Source organism: Brachybacterium tyrofermentans (assembly GCF_039526165.1).
In the GTDB taxonomy this organism is placed as follows: Bacteria; Actinomycetota; Actinomycetes; order Actinomycetales; family Dermabacteraceae; genus Brachybacterium; species Brachybacterium tyrofermentans.
Map to the genome: position 1 here is coordinate 24,579 of NZ_BAAAIR010000043.1, position 21,692 is coordinate 46,270.

Annotated in this window: 17 protein-coding genes; 5 read left to right on the forward strand and 12 right to left on the reverse strand. The window is 69.2% G+C overall.

Annotation, left to right across the window (positions count from 1 at the left end):
• Positions 1–23: 23 nt before the first annotated feature.
• Together ABD093_RS12185 and ABD093_RS12190 are read right to left on the reverse strand one after the other, a co-directional pair.
• Positions 24–1,379, reverse strand: a complete 1,356-nt coding sequence (locus ABD093_RS12185; RefSeq protein ID WP_343924760.1) for a BNR-4 repeat-containing protein — start codon at positions 1,377–1,379, stop codon at positions 24–26.
• Between the two features lie 46 nt (positions 1,380–1,425).
• Positions 1,426–1,707: an L-rhamnose mutarotase gene (locus ABD093_RS12190; protein WP_343924762.1), complete on the reverse strand. Its 282-nt coding sequence runs from the start codon at positions 1,705–1,707 to the stop codon at positions 1,426–1,428.
• Positions 1,708–1,842: 135 nt separating this feature from the next.
• On the opposite strand from ABD093_RS12190, the gene rhaI reads away from it, so the two are divergent.
• Genes rhaI through ABD093_RS12205 form a run of 3 tightly spaced genes read left to right on the forward strand, consistent with a single transcriptional unit; the run spans position 1,843 to position 6,628 of the window.
• Complete coding sequence (gene rhaI, locus ABD093_RS12195; RefSeq protein ID WP_343924764.1) at positions 1,843–3,021, forward strand: L-rhamnose isomerase; 1,179 nt, start codon at positions 1,843–1,845, stop codon at positions 3,019–3,021.
• 2 nt (positions 3,022–3,023) lie between these two features.
• Complete coding sequence (locus ABD093_RS12200; protein WP_343924766.1) at positions 3,024–5,087, forward strand: bifunctional aldolase/short-chain dehydrogenase; 2,064 nt, start codon at positions 3,024–3,026, stop codon at positions 5,085–5,087.
• Positions 5,084–6,628, forward strand: coding sequence for a rhamnulokinase (locus ABD093_RS12205; protein WP_343924768.1), 1,545 nt, complete (start codon positions 5,084–5,086; stop codon positions 6,626–6,628). Before ABD093_RS12200 ends, ABD093_RS12205 begins: the two co-directional genes overlap by 4 nt.
• Here the strand turns inward: ABD093_RS12205 and ABD093_RS12210 are convergent.
• The 4 genes from ABD093_RS12210 to ABD093_RS12225 all read right to left on the reverse strand — a co-directional run bounded on the left by ABD093_RS12210 (position 6,588) and on the right by ABD093_RS12225 (position 10,860).
• On the reverse strand, positions 6,588–7,577 hold the full coding sequence (locus tag ABD093_RS12210) for a LacI family DNA-binding transcriptional regulator (RefSeq protein ID WP_343924996.1): 990 nt from the start codon (positions 7,575–7,577) through the stop codon (positions 6,588–6,590). The two genes, ABD093_RS12205 and ABD093_RS12210, sit on opposite strands and share 41 nt — an antisense overlap.
• A 123-nt stretch (positions 7,578–7,700) precedes the next feature.
• Complete coding sequence (locus ABD093_RS12215; protein WP_343924998.1) at positions 7,701–8,531, reverse strand: carbohydrate ABC transporter permease; 831 nt, start codon at positions 8,529–8,531, stop codon at positions 7,701–7,703.
• An 83-nt stretch (positions 8,532–8,614) separates the two neighbouring features.
• The gene (locus tag ABD093_RS12220; RefSeq protein ID WP_377802411.1) at positions 8,615–9,553 is read right to left on the reverse strand and encodes a carbohydrate ABC transporter permease; all 939 of its coding nucleotides are present in this window, start codon (positions 9,551–9,553) and stop codon (positions 8,615–8,617) included.
• A 5-nt stretch (positions 9,554–9,558) separates the two neighbouring features.
• Positions 9,559–10,860 (reverse strand): ABC transporter substrate-binding protein, encoded by a 1,302-nt coding sequence (locus ABD093_RS12225; protein WP_343924772.1) that lies wholly within the window; start codon positions 10,858–10,860, stop codon positions 9,559–9,561.
• A 532-nt stretch (positions 10,861–11,392) separates the two neighbouring features.
• Here ABD093_RS12225 and ABD093_RS12230 point away from each other — a divergent pair.
• Together ABD093_RS12230 and ABD093_RS12235 are read left to right on the forward strand one after the other, a co-directional pair.
• Positions 11,393–13,699: a family 78 glycoside hydrolase catalytic domain gene (locus tag ABD093_RS12230; RefSeq protein ID WP_343924774.1), complete on the forward strand. Its 2,307-nt coding sequence runs from the start codon at positions 11,393–11,395 to the stop codon at positions 13,697–13,699.
• Between the two features lie 183 nt (positions 13,700–13,882).
• Positions 13,883–15,181: an ABC transporter substrate-binding protein gene (locus tag ABD093_RS12235; RefSeq protein ID WP_343924776.1), complete on the forward strand. Its 1,299-nt coding sequence runs from the start codon at positions 13,883–13,885 to the stop codon at positions 15,179–15,181.
• A gap of 135 nt (positions 15,182–15,316) precedes the next feature.
• Here the strand turns inward: ABD093_RS12235 and ABD093_RS12240 are convergent, their stop codons facing one another.
• The 6 genes from ABD093_RS12240 to ABD093_RS12265 are packed head-to-tail and all read right to left on the reverse strand — an operon-like array spanning position 15,317 to position 21,685.
• Positions 15,317–17,137 (reverse strand): ABC transporter substrate-binding protein, encoded by a 1,821-nt coding sequence (locus ABD093_RS12240; protein ID WP_343924778.1) that lies wholly within the window; start codon positions 17,135–17,137, stop codon positions 15,317–15,319.
• Entirely contained in the window at positions 17,134–17,385 is a 252-nt protein-coding gene (locus tag ABD093_RS12245) for a hypothetical protein (protein WP_343924780.1), read from the reverse strand. Before ABD093_RS12245 ends, ABD093_RS12240 begins: the two co-directional genes overlap by 4 nt.
• Positions 17,382–18,509 (reverse strand): ABC transporter ATP-binding protein, encoded by a 1,128-nt coding sequence (locus ABD093_RS12250; protein WP_343924782.1) that lies wholly within the window; start codon positions 18,507–18,509, stop codon positions 17,382–17,384. Before ABD093_RS12250 ends, ABD093_RS12245 begins: the two co-directional genes overlap by 4 nt.
• The gene (locus ABD093_RS12255; RefSeq protein WP_343924784.1) at positions 18,502–19,671 is read right to left on the reverse strand and encodes an ABC transporter ATP-binding protein; all 1,170 of its coding nucleotides are present in this window, start codon (positions 19,669–19,671) and stop codon (positions 18,502–18,504) included. The genes ABD093_RS12250 and ABD093_RS12255 overlap by 8 nt, the downstream gene beginning before the upstream one ends.
• Complete coding sequence (locus tag ABD093_RS12260; protein WP_343924786.1) at positions 19,671–20,588, reverse strand: ABC transporter permease; 918 nt, start codon at positions 20,586–20,588, stop codon at positions 19,671–19,673. The genes ABD093_RS12255 and ABD093_RS12260 overlap by 1 nt, the downstream gene beginning before the upstream one ends.
• Positions 20,585–21,685, reverse strand: coding sequence for an ABC transporter permease (locus ABD093_RS12265; protein WP_343924788.1), 1,101 nt, complete (start codon positions 21,683–21,685; stop codon positions 20,585–20,587). The genes ABD093_RS12260 and ABD093_RS12265 overlap by 4 nt, the downstream gene beginning before the upstream one ends.
• Between the last annotated feature and the right edge of the window lie 7 nt (positions 21,686–21,692).

The following is a 21,692-nucleotide window of genomic DNA, read 5'->3' on the forward strand; positions in this document are numbered from 1 at the left end:
GTCTGGAGGTGGGGAGGAGCGGGTCAGCGAGGGCTGCTGAGCAGCACGATCTCGCAGTCGTAGTCCTGCGAAGAGCGCATCTCGCCGCGGAACCAGAGCAGGTGGGTGGTGGCCGGGTCGCCCGGGGCGACGATCGGGCGGAGGTTGTCGACCGCAGAATCCTCGGTGATCGCGGTCCAGTCCCAGCCTCGCCCCTCGTCGACGGTGTGTCCACGGTAGATCTCATGGTGAGCATGCCGGGTGCCGTCGCGCGGGTCGATCGGCGAGGAGACGTACACCGTGTCGATGTCGTACGGGTCGATCGCGGCGAGGCCCGAGTAGTCCTGCTCATGGGGTAGCAGGCCGGGCCCGGCCTGCGCGAGCTGCGTGAGCGTCCACTGCCCGTCGGCCCCGAGCCGCCCGTAGACCAGGCGCAGGTCGGGGACGGGCACGTTCGTCCCGAGGTCGGAGCCGTCGGGCTCTGCGGCGTGGTCGGCGCGGGCCGTCATCACCGCGGCGAGCCGACCGCCGGCCTCGCGGATGTCTGTGGTCCAGGCGTGGCTGAGCTGCACGCCGTCGACCCCCGCCCCACCGCCGAGCCCCGACCCGCCGTCGAGCCCCACCCCGCTGTCGAGCACGGTGCCCGCAGCGAGGACCGTGGTCAGCTCGGCCTGGTCCGGGGCGGGTTCGGAGAACAGCTCGGACGCCAGGGCCCGGCCGGCGCTGTCGTGCAGGCGACCGGCGGAGATCCTGCCGTGATAGATCGAGTTGTCGTAGTCGCGCGGGTGGTGGTCGGTGACCAGCACGTGCAGTCCGTCGGCCCCGTCGGCGTAGCGGGAGTAGCCGTTGACGTACCCGATCTTGGGGCGGCCGAACAGCCGGCCCGCGTAGGTCCAGGTGTCGCCGTGGTCGTCCGAGACCAGCGCGCAGGGATCGTCGTTCACGGCGCGGGCGAAGCAGTACAGCCGCCCGCCGATCTCGTGGAGGTTGGAGTAGGTGACGCCGCGGCCGCCCGTGTGCTCGGACCAGTCGTAGCTGTGCTCCTCGCCCCAGCGGGTCGGGTCGCCGGGCTCGCTGATCCGCCAGTGGGTGAGGTCGTCGGTCTTGTGTCGGGCGTAGACCGCGAGCCAGCGCCCGTCCGGCCGACGCCACAGCGCGGGGACGTCATGATCGTCGGCCTCGAACCCGGGATGGAGGGTCAGGACCTTCGCGGTGCCGCTGGCGAGATCGACGACAGTGAGGTCGAGATCGCCCGTGCGCTGCGCACCGTCGGTCCCGCCGCCGGAGGCGATCGAACCGACGACGAGCACCCCGGCCTCGGGATCGACGAGGGCGCGCTCGTCCTGGAACCAGCACCAGGCACCGTTGACGTTGATGACCTGTGGTGTCGTCGCGCTCATCGGGTTCTTCCGCTCGGGGTGGGGGTCGCCTCGGGAGTGGGCACGTTCAGGGGAGATGGAAGTACTGCGGCAACACCTGCTTGTCGCCGCCGCCGGGGGCGAAGTACTCCGCCATCGCCGCCTCCCAGCGCGGGCTCACCGCAGCATGCGACATCGCGTCCTGCGCGGCGTCGACGTCGTCGGCCTCGAAATAGCCGACGACCATGCCGTCCTCAGCCTGCAGGAACAAAGAGTAGTTCCTCCACCCTGCGGCGGCAAGCGCTTCCCACATCTCTCCCCAGACGTGCTGGTGCGCCGCGACATCGTCGACCAGCTTCTCGGGCCGCACCAGCTCCTCCTCCGCGGCGCATGCTACGCTTCTATTGAGTCGTTTCAACACTGCGTTCGCAGCGCGGCCCGCGACCGATGTCCGTCCGCCGGGCACCGCCAACCACCAGGCACCGCCGCCGAAGGAGCACCCCTCATGACCACCCCCACCACACTCCCCGCCGACGTCGCCCGCGACCTCGCCGAGTTCTCCATCGAGGTCCCCAGCTGGGGCTACGGCAACTCCGGCACCCGCTTCAAGGTGTTCGGCACGCCCGGCACCCCGCGCGACCCCTTCGAGAAGATCGCCGACGCCGCGCAGACCCATGCCTTCACCGGGTCCGCGCCGCGCGTCTCGCTGCACTACCCCTGGGACAAGGTCGAGGACTTCGGCGCGCTGCGGGAGTACGCCGCCGAACAGGGCATGACGCTGGGCATGATCAACTCCAACACCTTCCAGGACGACGAGTACAAGTTCGGCTCCCTCACCCACGGCGACAAGTCCGTGCGGCGTCGGGCGATCGACCACCATCTCGAGTGCATCGACGTCATGCGCGCCACCGGCTCGAAGGAGATGAAGATCTGGCTGGCCGACGGCACGAACTACGCCGGTCAGGACTCGATCCGGGCCCGTCAGGACCGCCTGGCGGAGTCCCTCCAGGAGATCTACCTGGGCCTCGGGGACGACGAGCGCCTGGTGCTGGAGTACAAGTTCTTCGAGCCGGCGTTCTATCACACCGATGTTCCGGACTGGGGCACGAGCCTGCTGCACTGCCTGGCCCTCGGCGAGAAGGCCCAGGTGGTGCTCGACACCGGCCATCACGCCCCCGGCACCAACATCGAGTTCATCGTCGCCCAGCTGCTGCGCCAGAACCGGCTGGGCGCCTTCGACTTCAACTCCCGCAACTACGCGGACGACGACCTCATCGTGGGCGCCGCGGACCCGTTCCAGCTGTTCCGGATTCTCTTCGAGATCGTGCAGCAGGATGCGCACCGCCCGGCCTCGGGTGTGAACTTCATGCTCGATCAGTGCCACAACCTGGAGTCGAAGATCCAGGGTCAGATCCGCTCCGTGCTCAACGTCCAGGAGACCCTCGCCAAGGCTCTGCTCGTGGACCGCGAGGCCCTGGCCGCTGCGCAGACCAGCAACGACGTGCTGCTCGCGAACGACATCCTCATGGATGCCTTCTGGACCGACGTGCGCCCGGCGCTGGCCGCCTTCCGCGAGGAGCGCGGGCTGCCCGCGAATCCCTTCGAGGCGTTCCGCGCGAGCGGCTACGAGGAGAAGGTCGCCGCGAAGCGCGTGGGCGGGAACCAGATGGGATGGGGAGCCTGAGCATGACCAGCACGAACACCGACACCGCAGCGACCGATCCCACCGTCGCCGCGCTCCTGGCGCGCTCGAACGCGCTCGGCGCCGACCCGCACAACACCAACTACGCCGGCGGCAACACCTCCGCCAAGGGCACCGCCACCGACCCCGTCACCGGCGAGGAGACGGAGCTGCTGTGGGTCAAGGGTTCCGGCGGCGACCTGGGCACGCTCACGGAGAAGGGCCTCGCCGTGCTGCGGCTGGACCGAGTGCGCGCGCTGCGCGAGGTGTACCCGGGCGTGGAGCGCGAGGACGAGATGGTCGCCGCCTTCGACCACTGCCTGCACGGCACGGGCGGCGCGGCACCGAGCATCGACACCGCCATGCACGCCCTGGTGGACGCCCCGCATGTGGACCACCTGCACCCCGACGCCGGGATCGCGCTCGCGACCGCGGCCGACGGGGAGCGCCTGACCCGTGAGTGTTTCGGCGACGCCGTGGTGTGGGTGCCGTGGCGCCGGCCCGGCTTCCAGCTGGGCCTGGACATCGCCGCGATCAAGGAGGAGAACCCTGACGCGATCGGCTGCATCCTCGGCGGGCACGGCATCACCGCCTGGGGAGAGACCTCCGACGAGGCGCAGGGGAACTCCCTGCGGATCATCGCCGAGGCGACCGCGTTCCTCGAGCGCACCGGAGCGGCCGAGCCCTTCGGGGCGCACAAGGCGAACCGCGAGGCCCTGCCCGAGGCCGAGCGTCGGGCGAAGGCATCGGCCCTGTTCCCGGTGATCCGCGGACTCGCCTCGACCGATGCCCCGATGATCGGGCACTGGACGGACACCGAAGCGGTCCACGAGTTCCTCGCCTCCGAGAAGCTCGCACCGCTCGCCGAGCTCGGCACGTCGTGCCCGGACCACTTCCTGCGCACCAAGGTGAAGCCCCTGGTGCTGGATCTTCCGTCGGGCGCTTCCGTCGAGGAGTCGATCGCGCGGCTCACAGAGCTGCACGAGGCCTACCGGGCGGACTACTCCGCCTACTACGAGCGCCACGCCGACGCGGACTCCCCCGCGATGCGTGGCGCGGATCCGGCGATCGTGCTGGTCCCGGGCGTGGGCATGTTCAGCTTCGGGGCCGACGCGCAGACTGCGCGCGTGGCCGGCGAGTTCTACGTCAACGCGATCGCCGTGATGCGTGGCGCCGAATCGGTCTCGACCTATGCCCCCATCGAGGAGTCCGAGAAGTTCCGCATCGAGTACTGGGCCCTGGAGGAGGCGAAGCTGCAGCGCAAGCCGGCACCCAAGCCGCTCGCGACCCGGGTGGCGCTCGTGACCGGTGGCGGCTCCGGCATCGGCAAGGCCACCGCGACCCGCCTGGTCGCCGAGGGTGCCTGTGTGGTCATCGCCGATCTGAATCTCGAGAATGCTCAGGCTGTCGCCGAGGACCTCGGCGGGCCGGACAAGGCCGTGGCGCTGAGGGCCGACGTCTCCGACGAGCAGGCCGTGGTGCAGGCCGTGGCGGACGCCGTCCTCGCCTTCGGCGGGCTCGACCTCATCGTCAACAACGCCGGGCTCTCGCTGTCCAAGCCGCTGCTGGAGACCACCGCGAAGGACTGGGACCTGCAGCACGACGTCATGGCGCGCGGCAGCTTCCTGGTCTCCCGGGAGACGGCGCGGGTGATGATCGCCCAGGCCATGGGCGGGGACATCATCTACATCTCCTCGAAGAACTCCGTCTTCGCCGGCCCCAACAACATCGCCTATTCCGCCACCAAGGCGGATCAGGCGCATCAGGTGCGGCTGCTCGCGGCGGAGCTCGGCGGGCACCAGATCCGCGTCAACGGGATCAATCCTGACGGGGTGGTGCGCGGCTCGGGCATCTTCGCCGGCGGCTGGGGTGCCTCGCGTGCCAAGGTGTACGGCGTGCAGGAGGAGGATCTCGGGGAGTTCTACGCCCAGCGCACCCTGCTCAAGCGCGAGGTGCTGCCGGAGAACGTGGCCAATGCCGTGTTCGCGCTGACCGCCGGGGACCTCTCGCACACCACCGGGCTGCACGTCCCGGTCGACGCCGGCGTCGCGGCCGCCTTCCTGCGATGAGCGCGCGCCACCCCGGCCCCGCAACCGCCCCAGCCGCGCTCGCGGTGGCGGCGGTCGACCTGGGCGCCACGTCGGGCCGCGTGATGCTCGGAGTGATCGAGGGGGGCCGGATCGAGCTGGTCCCGGCGCACCGCTTCGAGAACCACCTCCGCGACGTGGATGGCCACCTGAGCTGGGACATCGATGCCCTCTGGGCCGAGGTGCAGCAAGGGCTGCGGGCCGCGCATGCGGGCGCGGTGGAACGTGGCCTCGCCGGCCTGTCCTCGATCGGCATCGACTCCTGGGCCGTGGACTACGGCGTCGTGGGGCCCGATGCTCCCGGGGAGAGCGACTCCCCCGAACCCGGCAGCGGCGAGATCCTGGGCGAGGTGATCGCCTACCGCGACCACCGCACCGACGGGGTCGCCGACTCCTTCGCCGAGCAGCTCTCCCGGGAGCGGCAGTACGAGCTCACCGGCATCGCCCAGCAGCCCTTCAACACGCTCTACCAGCTGCTGGCCGACGACCGCACGCCCAGCCTCCCCGTCGGTTCGACCCTGCTGATGGTCCCTGACCTGCTCGGGTACCTGCTCACGGGGCAGCGTCGCACCGAGGTCACCAACGCCTCCAGCACCGGGATGCTCTCGGTGGCCGAGCATGACTGGTCCGAGGAGATCCTGACCGCCGCCGGGGTGGACCGGAACCTCCTGGCACCGCTGATCGAGCCCGGCGAGCGCCTGGGGACGGTGCGTCCGCAGCTGGCCCGTGAGCTCGGGATCGGCGAGGTCCCGGTGGTGGCCGTCGGCTCCCATGACACGGCGTCGGCGGTGCTCGCGGTGCCGGCCCCGCAGGATGCCTTCCCGATCGCCTACATCTCCTCGGGGACCTGGTCCCTCATCGGCCTCGAGCTGCCGTCGGCGGTCCCCTCGTCGGCCGCCCTCGAGGCGGGCTTCACCAGTGAGGGGGGCATCGACGGAACGTTCCGGTTCCTCAAGAACGTGGCCGGGATGTGGCTGGTCAGCGAGTCGATCCGGCAGTGGGAGGAGGGCGGCGCGCGCGTCGACCTCGGTGATCTGCTGGCCGCCGCGGCGCTCATGCCCGCGAACCGCTTCCGGATCGACCCGACCGATCCGGCCTTCCTCGCCCCCGGCCGGATGGCGGACCGGGTGACGCTCGCGGCCCGTCCGCTGGAAGGAGAGGACGAACGCCCCCGCACCCCGGCCCAGCTCGTGCGGTGCATCCTGGAGTCCCTCGCCGAGACCTACCGCGACGAGCTCCACACCGCCTGCCGTCTCGCCCGGCTCCCCCTGCCCGAGCGCCTGCACGTGGTGGGCGGCGGCAGCCAGAACGCCCTGCTCAACCAGCTCACCGCGGACGCGCTCGGCCTCGAGGTCGTGGCCGGGCCGGTGGAGGCGACCGCACTGGGGAACGTGGCGCTGCAGGCGCGGTCGCTGGGCGCCGCCCCGCCGCAGGAGGGGTCCCTGCGCGACCTCGTGCGCACGAGCGTGCAGCTCGAGACGTTCAGCCCGTCGTCGACTCCCGCTCCACCAGCGTCGGCGTGAAGCTCACGTGCCGGGGCGCGGCGTCCGGGGTGGCGATCTCCTCCTCGAGCAGGGCGAGGGCGGTGCGGCCCATGAGGTCCGCCGGCTGGGCCACAGAGGTCAGCGGCACCACGGTGGAGCTCGCGAACGCGATGTCGTCGTAGCCGACCAGGGCGATCTCCTCGGGCACGGCGATCTGGTGGCGGAACGCGAAGGCCTGCAGGACGCCGACGGCGAGCAGGTCGTTGACGCAGAACACGGCATCCGGCCGCTCCGTCGCCGTCCGCTCCACGATCCGCATCCCGGCGGCGCGACCGGCGAGCACGGTGAGGTCCTCCGCCTCGAGCACCTCGAGCTCGATGCCGGCGGCCTGCGCAGCGCGACGGGCGCCCGTCAACCGATCCGCGACCTGCCGGAGGTCCTGCCGGGCCGCGACCACGCCGATGCGGCGTCGGCCCAGCTCGGCGAGATGACGCACGGCGATCTCCCCGCCGGCGATGTCGTCGACCCCCACGGAGGATCCGCCGACGTTCTCGCGGCCGCTCTCCACGAGCACGACGGGGGTTCCCCGACGCCGGATCCCGTCGACCAGCTCCTGGGCGCCGCCGGTCGAGGCGAGCAGGATGCCGCGCACCCGCTGCTCCTCGAACAGCGAGAGGTACAGCCGCTCGCGCTGCTCCCGGTTGCCCGTGCTGCCGGCGATGACCGCGAGGGACGAGTCCTCGGCGGCCGCCTCGATGCCGCCGACGAGCTGGCCGTAGAAGGGGTTCCCGGAGTCCAGCACGATGGCGCCGACGGTGCGGGACTGGCCGAGCTTGAGCTGCCGCGCGGCGTCGTTGCGCACGTACCCGAGCTCGGCGATGGCCGCCTCGACCCGCTCCCGACGATCCGTGGAGACGATGTCCGGACGGTTCAGGACGTTGGAGACGGTGCCCACCGAGACGGCCGCGTGCCGCGCGACGTCCTTCATGCTCACCAGATGGGCTCCCGCCACTCCCCCACGCTCCTCAGATCGAACTTGCCGGTCCCGGAGCCGAGGGCTCCGGGACCGTGATTCCGTGACTGTATCGCGGCGGGAACGACCCGGTGTCGCTCAGCCCTTCACTGCGCCCGACGTCATTCCCGCGACGATCTGCCGGTTGAAGAACAGGAACACGATCAGCGGCGGGATGGTGATGAGCAGGATGTTCATGAACAGCAGGTTCCACTGCGTGGAGTACTGGCTCATGAAGTTGTACAGCGTGAGCTGGACGGTCGCGTTCTCGTCCCCGGGCAGGAAGTAGAGCGGGGAGACGAAGTCGTTGAACACCGCGACGGACTGGACCACGATCACGGTGACGACGGTGGGTTTGAGCAGCGGCAGGATGACCCTGAAGAACAGTCGAAGGGGTCCGCAGCCATCGATGATCGCGGCTTCGTCGAGCTCCTTGGGAACGGTCGCCATGAAGGCTCGGAACAGCAGCACGCAGAATGCCAGGCCATACGTGATCTCCACCAGGATCAGGCCGGGGAGCGTCTTGAAGAGGCCCGTGGACTGCAGCACCCAGATCGTGGGGACCACGGCCGGCGGCACGATGAGGCCCATCAGCACCATGGCGTTGACCAGCGGATTGATCCGGCTGCGCCGCCGTTGCAGCACGAATCCCACCATGGCGGCGACGACGACCATCACCGTCACCGAGACCACTGTGAGCACCGTGCTGTTGATCATCGCCGTGACCAGCATGTAGTCGCGAGCCGCGAAGACCTCCTGGAGGTTCTCCAGCAGGTGGAACGAGGTGGGCAGCGCCAGGTCGAGCTTCGCGGACTCCTGCCTGTCCTTCACGGCGTTGAGGACCACGAGGACGAAGGGCACGACGAACACCACGAGGAACAGCACCAGCGTGATCGCGCTGACCACGTTGATGCGGATCCGGCGGGCCAGCGGCACTGTGCGCTGGTGAGGTCGCGTGCTCCCGACGGGTGCTGTGTCTTCCGCATCCGGAGCATGGTGAACGGTCTGACTGCTCATCGGTCCACCTCCGCCTTGCTCATGAAGTAGTTCAGCGGGACCACGATCACCATGACCACGAGGAAGAGGATGACGTTGCCCGCGGTCGAGAGTCCGTAGAACCCTGCCTGGTACTGCTTGTAGATGACCGACGCGATGACGTCGGAGGCGAATCCTGGACCGCCCTTCGTCATCGCCCATATCAGATCGAAGGACCGCAGCCCGCCGATCAGCGACAGGGTGATCACGGTGAAGGTCGCCGGCCGCGCGAGGGGCATGGTGATGTGTCGGAAGGAGTTCCAGGAGCTCGAACCGTCGACCTTCGCCGCTTCGTAGTACTCCACCGGGATCGCGGTGATGCCGCCCATGTAGATGACTGTCGCGATCCCGACGCCCTTCCAGACGTCGACGAGTGCGACGGAGAGGAGGGCGAGGTGCGGGTTGGCGAGCCATTTGGGTCCTTCGATACCGACGATCGCCAGCGCACCGTTGAGCAGCCCGTCCGTCGGATGCATCATCGTGGTGAACATGATCCCGACCCCGATCGTGGAGACGAGCACGGGGAAGAACACCAGCGAGCGCAGCAGGCCGCGCGCGCGGATCTGTGAGGTAAGGAGCAGTCCCAGCCCCATGCCGAGAACGACCTTGGCACCGCTGGTCAGCGCGGCATAGACCACGGTGTTGGAGAGCGATCCGATCAACTGCGGCTCTGCGAAGAACTGCCGGTAGTTCGCGAAGCCGATGAACTCCCAGTCGAACAGGGTCCATCGCGTGAGGCTGAAGAAGAACGACGCGAAGGTGGGAACGACGAAGAAGACCAGGAACAGCACTGCGGCCGGGATGTAGTACCAGAGCGGGTAGGTGCGGGCCATGTAGTTCGAGCGTCGCGGCCCGGGCGTGCGGTCGCCCCTGGTCCCCGCACGCCCTGCCGGCGCCTCGAGGGTGGTGGCGACCATTCCGCTCACCACCCTTCGAGGCCGAGCTGCTGCGCCTGCTTCTCGACGTCCTGGTCGTAGCGCTCCGCGGCAGTCTTCGCATCGATCGCGCCGGTGCCCAGCTCGATGAGGATGTTCTCGAGGTTCGGGCCCTTGATCGGTGAGGAGAACTCCAGAGCAGGCGTCGTGCGCCCCTCCTCGTCGAAGTAGATCTGCAGGTCCTGTACAGCGGCGGGCACGTCCTCCGGCAGCGGGATGCCCTTGACCATCGACGGTCCGGTGGGCGGGGCGAGCGAGTTCAGCGCGTCGAGGCCCTCGGCGGAGACCGCGAAGGCGAGGAACGCCTTGGCGGCGTCCGTGTTCTCGGCGTAGGTGGGGATGTACAGACCGCTCGGCAGCCAGACGGTCAGTCCGTTCGTGGCGGCGTCGTCGCCGGGGAGGGCGAAGTAGCCGACATCGTCGACCTGATCCGGATAGGTCGCGACGATCTCGGCGAGCGAGCCGCTCAGGCAGGGGTAGTGCGCTCCCTCTCCGGTCGCCACGTATTCCACGCCCTGCTGGTAGGTGGTCGAGACGTAGTCCTCGTTGACGAGGCCGTCCACGACGATCTGCTCGGTCTTCTCGAAACCTCGAAGCGCCGCCGGATCGTCGGCGAAGCCGATCTCGTGGGCGGTGTACTTGTCGGCGAAGTCGGGCGTCGCCGCTGCGACGTTGTGGAAGTCCGCGAGCATGATGATCTGGGAGGTGGAGGTCTCCCCGTAGCTCTGGATCACCGGGGCAGCTTTGCCCTCGGTCTTGATCGCCTGGCAGTTCTTGATGAATTCGTCCCAGGTCAGCGGCACCTCGAGACCGAGCCGCTCATAGATGGGCTTGTGATACATGATTCCGCCGCCGCCTGCTGCGCCGATCGGAGCACCGTAGACCGCCCCGTCGACGGTGACGCCGGGCAGGAAGCTCTCGACGATGCTGTCGACCCACGGCTCCTCGGACAGGTCCGTGAGGAACTGTGCCGGCCGAATGGCCTGGAACAGGGATCCCGAGTTGTAGAGGAAGACGTCCGGCATGTCCTGGGTGCCGAGGCGGGTCTTGACCAGGTTGTCGCCTTCAGTGCCGCCGGGACGCGAGTCCACCGAGAAGGTCGGCCCGTCGGACCGGGAGGCGTTGAAGGCCTTCACCAGTGCCTCCGCATTCGCCACACCCTGCGGATTGTTGTCGACGAGGAACTTCACCTCGTCGCCGCTGCCCGAGCCCGAGCCGCAGCCGGTCATGCCGAGCACGGAAGCCGCAGCAGCAGAGGTCGCCAAAAAGTCGCGTCGTGAAAGAGCCATGGGAGTCATACCTACTTCGTCGTATGGGATGAGTCGGGCCGACGTCCTCGACGACCCCAAATATTGAAACGCTCCAACCAGTGGTGAGAGTAGGCGTCACCCAGGAGCCTGTCAACCGCTCAGCACGAGAAGAACCTGCACGTCAGAACAGGAATGCGCTTGCCGCGGACCTCTGTGCGCTTCCGGCTTTGGAAGGTTTCATTCCCTGACCTGGGAGTCCCCTTCCAGCGCGATGTCCGTGACATTCCGTCGATCCGATGTCGCCCGGAATGGCGAATCGCCGCCGCATGCCGGCAACCCGTCGCGAATTCGCCGATCACCCTTGTGAGTCGTTTCAAGAAGTGTTAGCTTTCCCGGTGCCCATCGCCTGACGTCGACTCGAGGTTCAGAGGTGAGCACTCGCCCGGCACTGCGACTTCGGGCGCCCCGCACCGTTCGACGGCGAACCCACGCCTCGCACTCGGCGACGGGAACCGCCCTCGAAGGACGAACCCTTCTCCCTCACCATCCGCACCCTTCCCAGAGGTGACCCATGACCAGCACCCACGCCCCCACCCCGGGCCCCGCCCCCGCCCGCGCCCCGCTGACGCTCCTCGCCGACGCGCTCCCGATCACCGCCGACCCGACCGACGGCCGTGCCCCGATCCTGTCCACCCGGGCGGAGCTCACGCAGCCCGCCTCGGCGGTCACGAGCGCCGAGCTCCTCGCCACCGCGCACGGCATCTACGAGCCGACCCTGAACGGCTCCCCCGCCACCGACACGGTGCTCAACCCGGGGTGGACCGTCTACGAGTCCCGCCTCCAGGTGCAGCGTTTCGATGTCACCGAGCAGGTGCGCGCCGGCGACGGGGCGCTCGAGGTCTCCGTTCCCCTTGGCCGTGGCTGGTGGAACGGCGATTTCGGCTTCGGCGACGCCGCGTCGAACTACGGGGACGAGAACGCCTTCCTCGCCGCCCTGGTCATCACCTACGCCGACGGCTCCACACAGCAGGTCCTCACCGATGAGAGCTGGACCGCAACCGACTCCCCGATCACCTTCGCGACGATCTACGACGGCCAGCACGAGGACCGTCGGCTGCCCGCCGGCGATCCCCGCCCGGTGCGCGCCGCCGAGATCGACCGCGGAACCCTCATCGAGCAGTCCTCGCCGCTGATCACCCGCCACGAGAGCCGCCGGCCGGAGGCGATCTGGACCTCCCCGTCGGGGAAGACGCTGCTGGACTTCGGGCAGAACCTCGTGGGCTGGCTGCGGTTCACCGTCGCCGGTCCCGAGGGCACCGAGATCACCCTGCGCCACGCCGAGGTGCTCGAGCACGAGGAGCTGGGCACCCGCCCGCTGCGCTCGGCGAAGGCCACCGACCATCTGGTGCTGTCCGGGGATCCCGCGGGCGACGCCTTCGAGCCCACCTTCACCTTCCATGGTTTCCGCTATGCGGAGGTCGTCGGCTGGCCGGGCGAGCTCACGGCCGACGACATCGAGGCGGTCGTCGTCCACTCCGACATCCGTCGCACCGGCTGGTTCGAGTCCTCGCACGACGGGGTGAACCAGCTGATCAGCAACTCGGTCTGGAGCCAGCGCGGCAACTTCCTCGCCGTGCCCACCGACTGCCCGCAGCGTGATGAGCGACTGGGCTGGACGGGGGACATCGCCGCCTTCGCCGCGACCGCCGCCTACCAGTTCGACGTCTCCGACTTCCTCCACAACTGGCTGCTCGACGTGCGGGCCGAGGCGAGCCTGCCCCCGCTGAGCTTCGTCCCCTTCGTCGTGCCCGACAGCCTCAAGCTCCGCTCGCAGGGCAGCGACCCGATCGCCGATCGCCCGGAGGAGACCCCGACCGCCATCTGGGGCGACGCCGCGGTGTGGGTCGCCGAGGCCCTCTGGACCGCCTACGGCGACCTCGACCGCCTGCGCGCGGAGTACCCGGGGATGGTGATCCACCTCGAATCCGTCGAGCGGGCCCTCTCCCCCAGCGGCCTGTGGGACACCGGCTTCCAGTTCGGTGACTGGCTGGATCCCGACGCCCCGCCGGAGGATGCGGCCGCCGCGAAGGCCGACAAGGGCGTGGTCGCGACCGCCTGCCTGGTCCGCTCGGCCCGCTTCGCCGCCGAGACCGCAGCCCTGCTCGGCGAGGAGGCCGACGCGCAGCGCTGGCAGGACCTGGCCGACCGCACGCTCGCGGCCTTCACCGAGGCCTACGTGCAGGCCGACGGGCGGATCCTCTCGGACTGCGGCACCGTCTACGCGCTCGCGATCGCCTTCGACCTGCTCGACGAGGCCACCCGGCCGAAGTCTGCCGAGCGCCTGGCCGAGCTCGTGCGCGAGGCCGGCTATCAGGTCTCCACCGGCTTCGCCGGCACCCCGTTCATCACCTGGGCGCTCTCGGAGACGGGCCACATCGAGGATGCCTACAGGCTGCTGCTCGAGGACTCGAACCCCTCGTGGCTCTACCCCGTCTCGATGGGCGCGACCACGATCTGGGAGCGCTGGGACTCGATGCTGCCGGACGGCTCCATCAACCCCGGCGAGATGACGAGCTTCAACCACTATGCCCTCGGCGCGGTGGCGGACTGGATCTACCAGGTCGTGCTCGGCATCCGCGCCGCCGAGCCCGGCTACCGTCGGATCCTGATCCAGCCCACGCCCGGCCCGGGCATCGACTGGGCGAAGGGCGCGTACGACTCCGCGGCCGGTCGCATCGAGGTCGAGTGGTCCGTCCCGGCCGACGGCGGCTTCACGCTCGCGGCGACGATCCCCGCGGGCGTCGACGCCCTGGTGGTCCTGCCCGACGGCACGCAGCAGGAGGTCACCGGCACCGGGGAGCAGATCACCCTCGCCTGAGACGGACCGCCACCGGATGGTAAGCGCTTGACGCGCGAGGTCGGCGCCGGGGAGACTGATCCCCCGGCGCCGATCCGGCTGCAGTTCTCCAGGCTGATTTTCCCGTCTACAGTTCCCACGTGAGCAGCGATGCTCGCCGCCGTCGGCCCGCCTGCCACCATCTCTCTCCCTGCAGGAGTTCGCATGCTCTCTCGTCGCCACGCCCTCACGCTCCTGGCCGCCGCCGGTGCGGCCCCCGCGCTCGCCTCCTGCGGCCCCAACTCGGCCTCCTCCGACGACGGGCTGCGCGTGTACTGGTGGGGCGGTGACCTGCGCGCGGGCATCACCCAGGAGGTCCTGGACATGTACGCCGCGGACCATGGGGACCTCACGATCAAGCCGGAGTACAGCGAGTGGTCGGGCTACTGGGACAAGCTCGCCACCCAGACCGCGGGCGGCGCCAGCCCGGACGTGATCCAGATGGACGAGGCCTATATCGACTCGTACGGCTCCAAGGGCTCGCTGCTCGACCTCGAGTCCGTCTCGGACTCCCTGGACCTCTCGGCGATGGACGAGGCGATCCTCGAGACCGGCCGGCTCTCCGACGGCACCCTCGTGGGCGCTCCGAACGGCTTCAACCTCTACGCCACCGGCATGAACCCCACCGTGCTCGAGGCCGCCGGGATCGAGCTGCCCGACGACACCACCTGGACCTGGGAGGACTTCCAGGCCCTGTGCCAGGAGCTCTCCGAGTGGGGGAAGTCCTCCGGGGAGGGCGTGTTCGGGACCAGCGGCTTCGGCCTCGGCTCCGGGGACCTGGCCGCCTGGGCGCGACAGACGAACAACGAGCAGCTCTTCCCCCGGGAGGACGAGGAGCTGGTCTCCAAGGACACGATCGTGTCGCTGCTGGAGTACAGCCTCGGGCTCAGCACCTCCGGAGCGGCTCTCGAGTCGGGAGCACAGATCGAGAACTCCTCGGCCAGCCTCGAGCAGAGCCTGTTCGCGACCGGCAAGTGCGCCTTCCAGCAGGTCCCGAGCTCGCAGATCCTCACCTTCCAGGACTCCTCCGGCGATCCCCTGCAGCTGCTGCGCATGCCCGCACGCACCAGCGGCGAGGCGAACATGGTGAACAAGGCGTCGATGTACTGGTCGATCGGGGCCAAGGCCGCCGATTCGGCCGCCGCGGCGGATCTCACGAGCTTCCTGCTCACGGACAAGGGCGCGGCCGAGGTGCTGAAGATCGAGCGCGGCATCCCCGCCTTCCCCGAGATCCAGGAGGCCGTGCGTCCTCTGCTCAGCGAGAACGAGCTGGTCTCGCTGGACTTCGCGCAGATGATGCAGGAGGAGGTCGTGAAGCCGCCCGTGGTCACCCCGGCCAGCGGCGTCGGCTTCGGCGACGAGTACACCCGGCTCGCCGAAGAGGCGCTGTTTCAGAAGCGCTCCGCCTCCGACGTGGCCGACGAGATGCTCGAGATCCTCACCGGCATGCAGCCCGAGAGCTGAGCGTCAGCGACCGGTGCCGGTCATCCCGCCCCGAGCAGACCCGCCGGCCCTCGCCGCTCACCCCTCGCGGGAGAGCACCGCGGAACAGAGAGGCGGGGCGCCGACCGGTCCGGTCGACGCCCCGCCTCCAGAGGATCAGCCCTCGACGGGGGTGATCTCGCCGCGGAACATCTTCAGCACCACGAAGTTGTCCGCGTACGGGGCGTTCTCCAGGATCGGGTCGTCCTCCGCCGGGAAGCCCTGCACCCGCACACCCTCGAGCGCGGGGTTGTTCCCGTAGCGCTCGAAGATCGGGATGATCGGCAGCAGCTCGTTGAACGCCAGCGCCGCCACGGACACGTTCTTCTTCTGCTCCTCGATGTCGAGACCCTCGCCGGATTCGGCGACGATCTTCTCGAGGTCGACCGTGCCCGCGGAGGTCTTCACATCCTGCAGCGGGAAACCGTAGCCCTTGCCACCCTGGTTCTTCGCGATCGGGATGTTGTGCACGAACAGGTCCTGCACGAAGGAGAAGTGCGGGTGCGGATGGGTGGACGAGCCCCAGGCCTGCATCGCCATCTCGAAGTCGCCCTTGTCGATATCGATCGGGGCCTGCTTGTCATCCAGACCGCGCGCCGTCACCGAGATGCCGAAGGCCACGAACTGCTCGGCGAGGTTCTTGCCCGAGGCCGACCAGTCGGCAAAGGTCTGCGGGAACTGGATCTCGTACTCCGCGACCTTCCCCTCGGGGGTCTTCCAGGCGTCGCCGTCCTTCGTCCAGCCCGCCTCCTCGAGGAGCGAGGTGGCCTTGTCGAGATCCTGCTCGTAGGTGTCGATCTTGCCCTTGACGTCATCGGTCAGCCACTCGTCGACGAAGTTATCCGAGAAGCCGACCATGTTGACCACGGCCTTGCCGGACTCCGCGAGCGAGATCTGCCCGTTGGTGGCCCGGTCGATCATGTACGCGAAGGCCTTGCGCGTGCGCACATCGGCGAACTCCGGGAACTTGTCCTGGTTGAGGTACAGGGCAGGGCCCGAATACACCGGCGGGCGTAGGATCGTGTAGCCGGCCGACTCGAAGGGCTTCTCCGAGGCGGGGGCGAAGCCATGCGTCGCATAGTCGACGTCCGCGGACTGCACGAGCGAGGTGACCTCGGTGGTCTCACCGTTGTACATGACGAGGTTGTCGAAGGTGACCTTGTCCGCTCCGTAGCCGGTCTTGTTGCGCACCAGCGTGAGCTGCGTGTTGGTGATCGTGTCGTAGTCGAAGTCGTACGGGCCGGAGACCACCACGTTCTCCGGCTTGAAGGCCTGGAAGTCGGTGCCGAGCGTCGCGCCGTCCCCCTCGTCCATCGTGCCGCCGGCGTCGACGATCGCCTTGGCACGGTCGGCGAACTCGCCGTACTGGGCGGTGGAGAGGATGTTGCTCTTGAGCACGTAGCGCTCGAGCACCGCGGGCGGGTTCTCGAAGCTCACCACGACGGTCGAGTCGTCCGGAGCCTCCAGTCCGGTGATGAAGTCCCACGAGGTCGCACGCTGGATGAACTGCAGGTAGAAGGAGGTGAGGTAGTCCTGGGAGGTCAGGGCGGAGCCGTCGCTCCAGGTCAGGTCGGGCTTGACCTTCAGGGTGAGGGTGCCTGCATCGGCATCGAGCTCGTGGGACTCCGCGATGAGGTACTCCCACTTCTTGTCCGCCCACAGCCACAGGGCCGACGGCGGGAGCAGCAGGTCGCGGTACGGGCCATCGCCGAGGATGACGGTCGGCACCCCGGCATAGGGCTGCGCGGCGAAGTTGAAGTGACCCTCCGGCGGCGCGAGGTAGGGCCAGGCGCCATGGAACGCCGTGGCAGCTCCGCCCTCGCCTCCACCTCCGCCGCCCTCGGGTTCCGCGGGGGCGCAGGCGACCATGCCCGCGCCGGCCACGCTGGTCAGTCCGACCGCCTTGAGCAGGTCGCGTCGACTCCAGTTCATGCTCATGAGTTCTCCTTGGTTGTGACGACAACGTCGTCGTTGAGGTCGGACATCGCTTCGTCGCGATGCCGTCGTCGGTCTGTGAGGAGTCGTGCGGCCACGGAGCCCACGACGATGCCGAGGCCGAGCACGAGCGCGAGGAGGCTGACGACTCTCTCGCCGGTGCCCGGGGCGGTCAGAGGGATCATGAGGGCCGAGCCGACCCCCACGAAGCAGCCGAGGGACAGCAGGGCGCGGGTCGCCGTATCGATCACGGGACGCCACCCCCTCCGGTCGCGCTCCCCGCTGCGCTCCCGCTCGCCGCTGCATTCCCGCTCGTCGGCGCGTTCCCGCTCGCCGCCCCGGCCGGGGACTCCGGCCGGGGGTCCGTCACCACCATGCAGGCGACGTCCTGGACGGTCGCCCCGGGGACGGGCTCCAGCACGGGGACGTTCTCGCGGCAGCGATCCTGGGCGAGGGGGCAGCGCGGATGGAAGGTGCATCCGCTGGGCAGGTCGGACAGGCTCGGGATCTCCGCGCTGACCAGGCCGCCACCGGATTTCTTCTGCGCCGCCAGCTCCGGATCGGGCTCCGGGACCGCCTCGAGCAGCGCCTTGGTGTACGGGTGCTGCGGGTTGTTGATGACCTGCTGGGTGGGGCCCACCTCGACGATCTTGCCCAGGTACATCACCGCGGTCCGGCCTTCCCATGCGAAGTACTTCGCGAGCGCCAGGTCGTGGGTGATATAGATGAAGCCGACGCCCTCCTCCTTGCGGAGCTTGGTGAGCATGTTCAGCAGGCTCACGCGGATCGAGACGTCGAGCATCGAGGTGGACTCGTCCGCGATCAGCAGCCGCGGCGAGAGGGTCAGCCCTCGGGCGACGGCCACGCGCTGGCGCTGCCCGCCGGACATCTGGTGGGGGAACTTCGCGCTGTAGCTGTCCGGCGGGGTGAGGTCCACGGTGGTCAGCAGCTCGTCCACCCGCTCATCGATCTCGGCGGCGCCGCGGGCCAGACCGTGCCGCTTCAGCGGGATCGCCAGGGTGCTGCGCACGGACCGGATCGGGTTCAACGAGGCGTAGGGGTCCTGGTGGATGTACTGCACGGCACGGCGGTACTCGCGGCGCTCCGCCCGGGTCATCGCCGAGAGGTCCTTCCCCTCGTAACGGACCGTCCCGGAAGTCGGGGACGCCAGACCCGCGGCGAGCCGCGCCGTGGTCGTCTTCCCGCTGCCGGACTCGCCGACCAGGCACAGCACCTCGCCCGGGCCGACACTCAGGGACACGTCGGAGACGGCGGGCAGATCCCTGCCCTTGACGTGGAACACCTGCGAGGCACCGTCGAGCTCGATGAGCGGGACAGCAGGCTGGGCCGAGGAATCGGGGGTGGTCTCAGGCACGCGCGATCACCTTCCGTTCGTGGTGGACCTGGTCGTGGTGGATGCAGGCCGCGGCGTGGGTCATGTCCTGCGGCCGCTCGGTCAGGGTGATCAGCTCGGGCTCCACGGCCCGGCACTCGTCGGTCGCGAGCTCGCACCGCGGGGCGAAGGCGCAGCCGGGAGGCAGGGTCGCGAGCGACGGCGGGGAGCCGGGGATGGAGGCCAGCTCCGGCAGGTCGCCGGTCACGGGCGGCACCGCGTTGATCAGCTTGGACGTGTACGGATGCTTGGGCGCGGTGAAGATGTCCTGCGTGGAGCCGGTCTCGATGACCTTCCCGGCGTACATCGTCACCACCCGGTCGGCGAGCTCGGCGGCGAGCGCGAGGTCGTGCGAGATGAAGATCATCGCGAACTTGAACTCCTCGCGCAGCTCCGCGAGCAGGTCGATCACGGTGCGCTGGGTGAGGATGTCCAGCGCCGTGGTCGGCTCGTCCAGCACCAGCAGGCGCGGGTGCAGGAGCAGCCCGGTGGCGATCAGCGCGCGCTGCTTCATGCCGCCGGAGAGCTCGTGCGGGTAGCTGCCCAGCACGCGTCGGGGTTCGAGCCGCACGGAGCGGAGGGCCTCGGCAGATCGCTCGAGGATCTCCCGTCGGCCGATCCGCCCGGGGGCGTGGTCCCTGAGCGTGTCCGCCATCTGCTGGCCGATGGTGAGCACCGGGTTGAAGGCGTTCTGCGCGCCCTGGAACACCATGGCCGCCTCGGACCAGCGCCACTTCCGCAGCTGCGCGGCGCTCATCGCGGTGACATCCCGCTGCCGGCCGTCCTCGCCGGTGAACCGGACGGATCCGCTGGTGATCTCGCCCAGGGTGGGCAGCAGGCGCAGCAGGGCGAGGCCGAGCGTGGTCTTCCCGGAGCCGGATTCGCCCACCAGGGCGAGGGAGCTCTCGGGGTACAGGTCGAAGCTGACCCCGCGCAGGGCCCGCACCCGGCTGGTCTTGCCGGTGCGATAGGCGACCTCGAGGTCGCGCACCGCGAGCACGGGCTCCGGGGCGACGGCCGCGGGCGCGGTTGCCCGGGACGCATCGGAACGAGAATCAGCGGGCTGGGTGTTCGCGGGCTGCGAGCCCGCGGGCTGAATGTTTGCGGCATGGGAGCCGGTCGGGGGCGTCGTGGAGTCGGTCATCAGCGGTCCCTCAGTCGGGGGTTGAGGATCTCTTCGAGGGTGCGGGTCAGGAGGATCAGGCCCAGCTGGAGCAGCACGATCATCGTCACCGGGGCGATGATGTACGGCATCGCGTCGGGGTTGAACATCGCGCCCTTGGTCCACGCGTCGTTGATCATGATTCCCCAGTTGCTGCCCTTCTGCGGGGCCAGACCCAGCAGGTAGAGGCCCACCATCGCGTAGATCGCGTTGGTGACCGCGATGATGAAGTTGATGAGGATGTAGCTGGCCATGTTGGGGACGATCTCCCCGAACACGATGCGCACCCAGCCCACGTCGAGCAGCTGCGCGGCCTCGACGAACTCGCGCTCCTTGAGCGAGAGCACCTGGGCACGGATCGAGCGCATCAGCACCGGCCAGCTCAGGATGCCGATGATCACGGCGAGCAGCGCGGGCGAATCGAGCTTGTAGAACGCGCCGACCACGGCCAGCAGCACGATCTGCGGCACGGTCATCACGACGTCGGTCAGCTGGAGCATCAGGGCGTCGAAGCGACCGCCGAAGTAGCCGGCCAGCGAGCCGACCGCCACCGCGATCACGGTGGTGATCGTCGCCGCGAGGAAGCCGACCATCAGCACGGTGGTGCCACCGGTGACGAGCAGGTGGAGGGTGTCCTTGCCGCTGCCCTCGAGGCCCAGCCAGTGGCTGCCGCTCGGGGCCTCCCAGGCGCGGAGCGGATCGCCCGTGATCTGGGTGCCGACGATCAGCGGACCCACCAGGGAGACCAGCAGGATCGCGACGACCAGGCACAGTCCGATGAAGCCGGACGTGCTTCGGGTGAGCTCGTTGAACAGGCGGCGCAGGGGGCTGACCCCGGCGGCCTTGCCGGGGACCGGAACCCCCGGCTCGGTGGTGACGGGTGGTGCCGAGGCGCTCATGCCGCACCTCCTTCGCCGAGTCGGATCCGCGGGTCGAGCGCGGCGTTGATGAGGTCCGCGGCGAGGTTCGCTAGCACGACGGTGATGGTCACGACCAGCAGCACCCCCTGGATGGTCGGGTAGTCACGGGTGTTGATCGACTCGAACAGCAGCAGGCCGACGCCCCGGTAGGAGAACGTCTGCTCGACGAAGATCGCGCCGCCGACGATGAAGCCGGCCTGGGTGGCGATCTGGGCGATCAGCGGCAGGAGGGCGTTGCGGCCGACGTAGTTGGTCTGGATGCGGGACTCCTTCAGACCGCGCGCCTTCGCGACGGTCACGTAGTCCTCCCCCAGCACCTGGGTGGTCGAGGCCTTCATGATCAGCGCCCAGGTCCCCACCGTGGTGAGGATGTACGTGATCATCGGCAGCGTCGCGTGATAGCCGATGTCGGACAGGAACCGGAAGGAGAGCTCCGGGTCCACACCCGGGGAGACGTTGCCGCGCATCCGCGTGTAGTCGATGACTCCGAGCTGGACCGCGCCCACCACCACGATGAGGATCGCGAGGAGGTAGTTGGGGATCGCGTGGAAGCCGCTGCCGATGATGGAGACGGCGTGGTCGATGATGCCGCCGCGGCGGTACGCCATGATCATGCCGAGGACCAGACCGACCGTGATGGAGATCAGCAGGGCCAGGCCCACGCTGTAGAGGGTCCACGGGAGGTACTGGGCGATCTTCTCGGTGACTGTGATCCCGGGGGTCGAGATCGACGTGCCCATGTCGCCCTGCAGCAGGCCGCCCAGATAGTCGAGGTACTGGCGCCACAGCGGGGTCGCCGGGTCGAAGCGGAAGTAGTTCTGCGCCTCGGCCGCGGCCTGCTCGTAGCTCTTGCCGTACAGGGCGATCTGCTGGTTGACATAGACGTCCACGGGGTTGCCCGGGAGCAGACGCACCATGAGGAACACCCCGGAGGCGACCACCCAGATCACGAAGACCGAGCGCACCAGGCGGCGCAGCACGAACGAGTGATAGATCCGGTGCGCCAGCGGTGCTTTGGGACGACCTGCGGGACGGAGCCCCGGCGGGGCCCCCGGCGTCGATACGTCAGCGGTCATTGCTCTC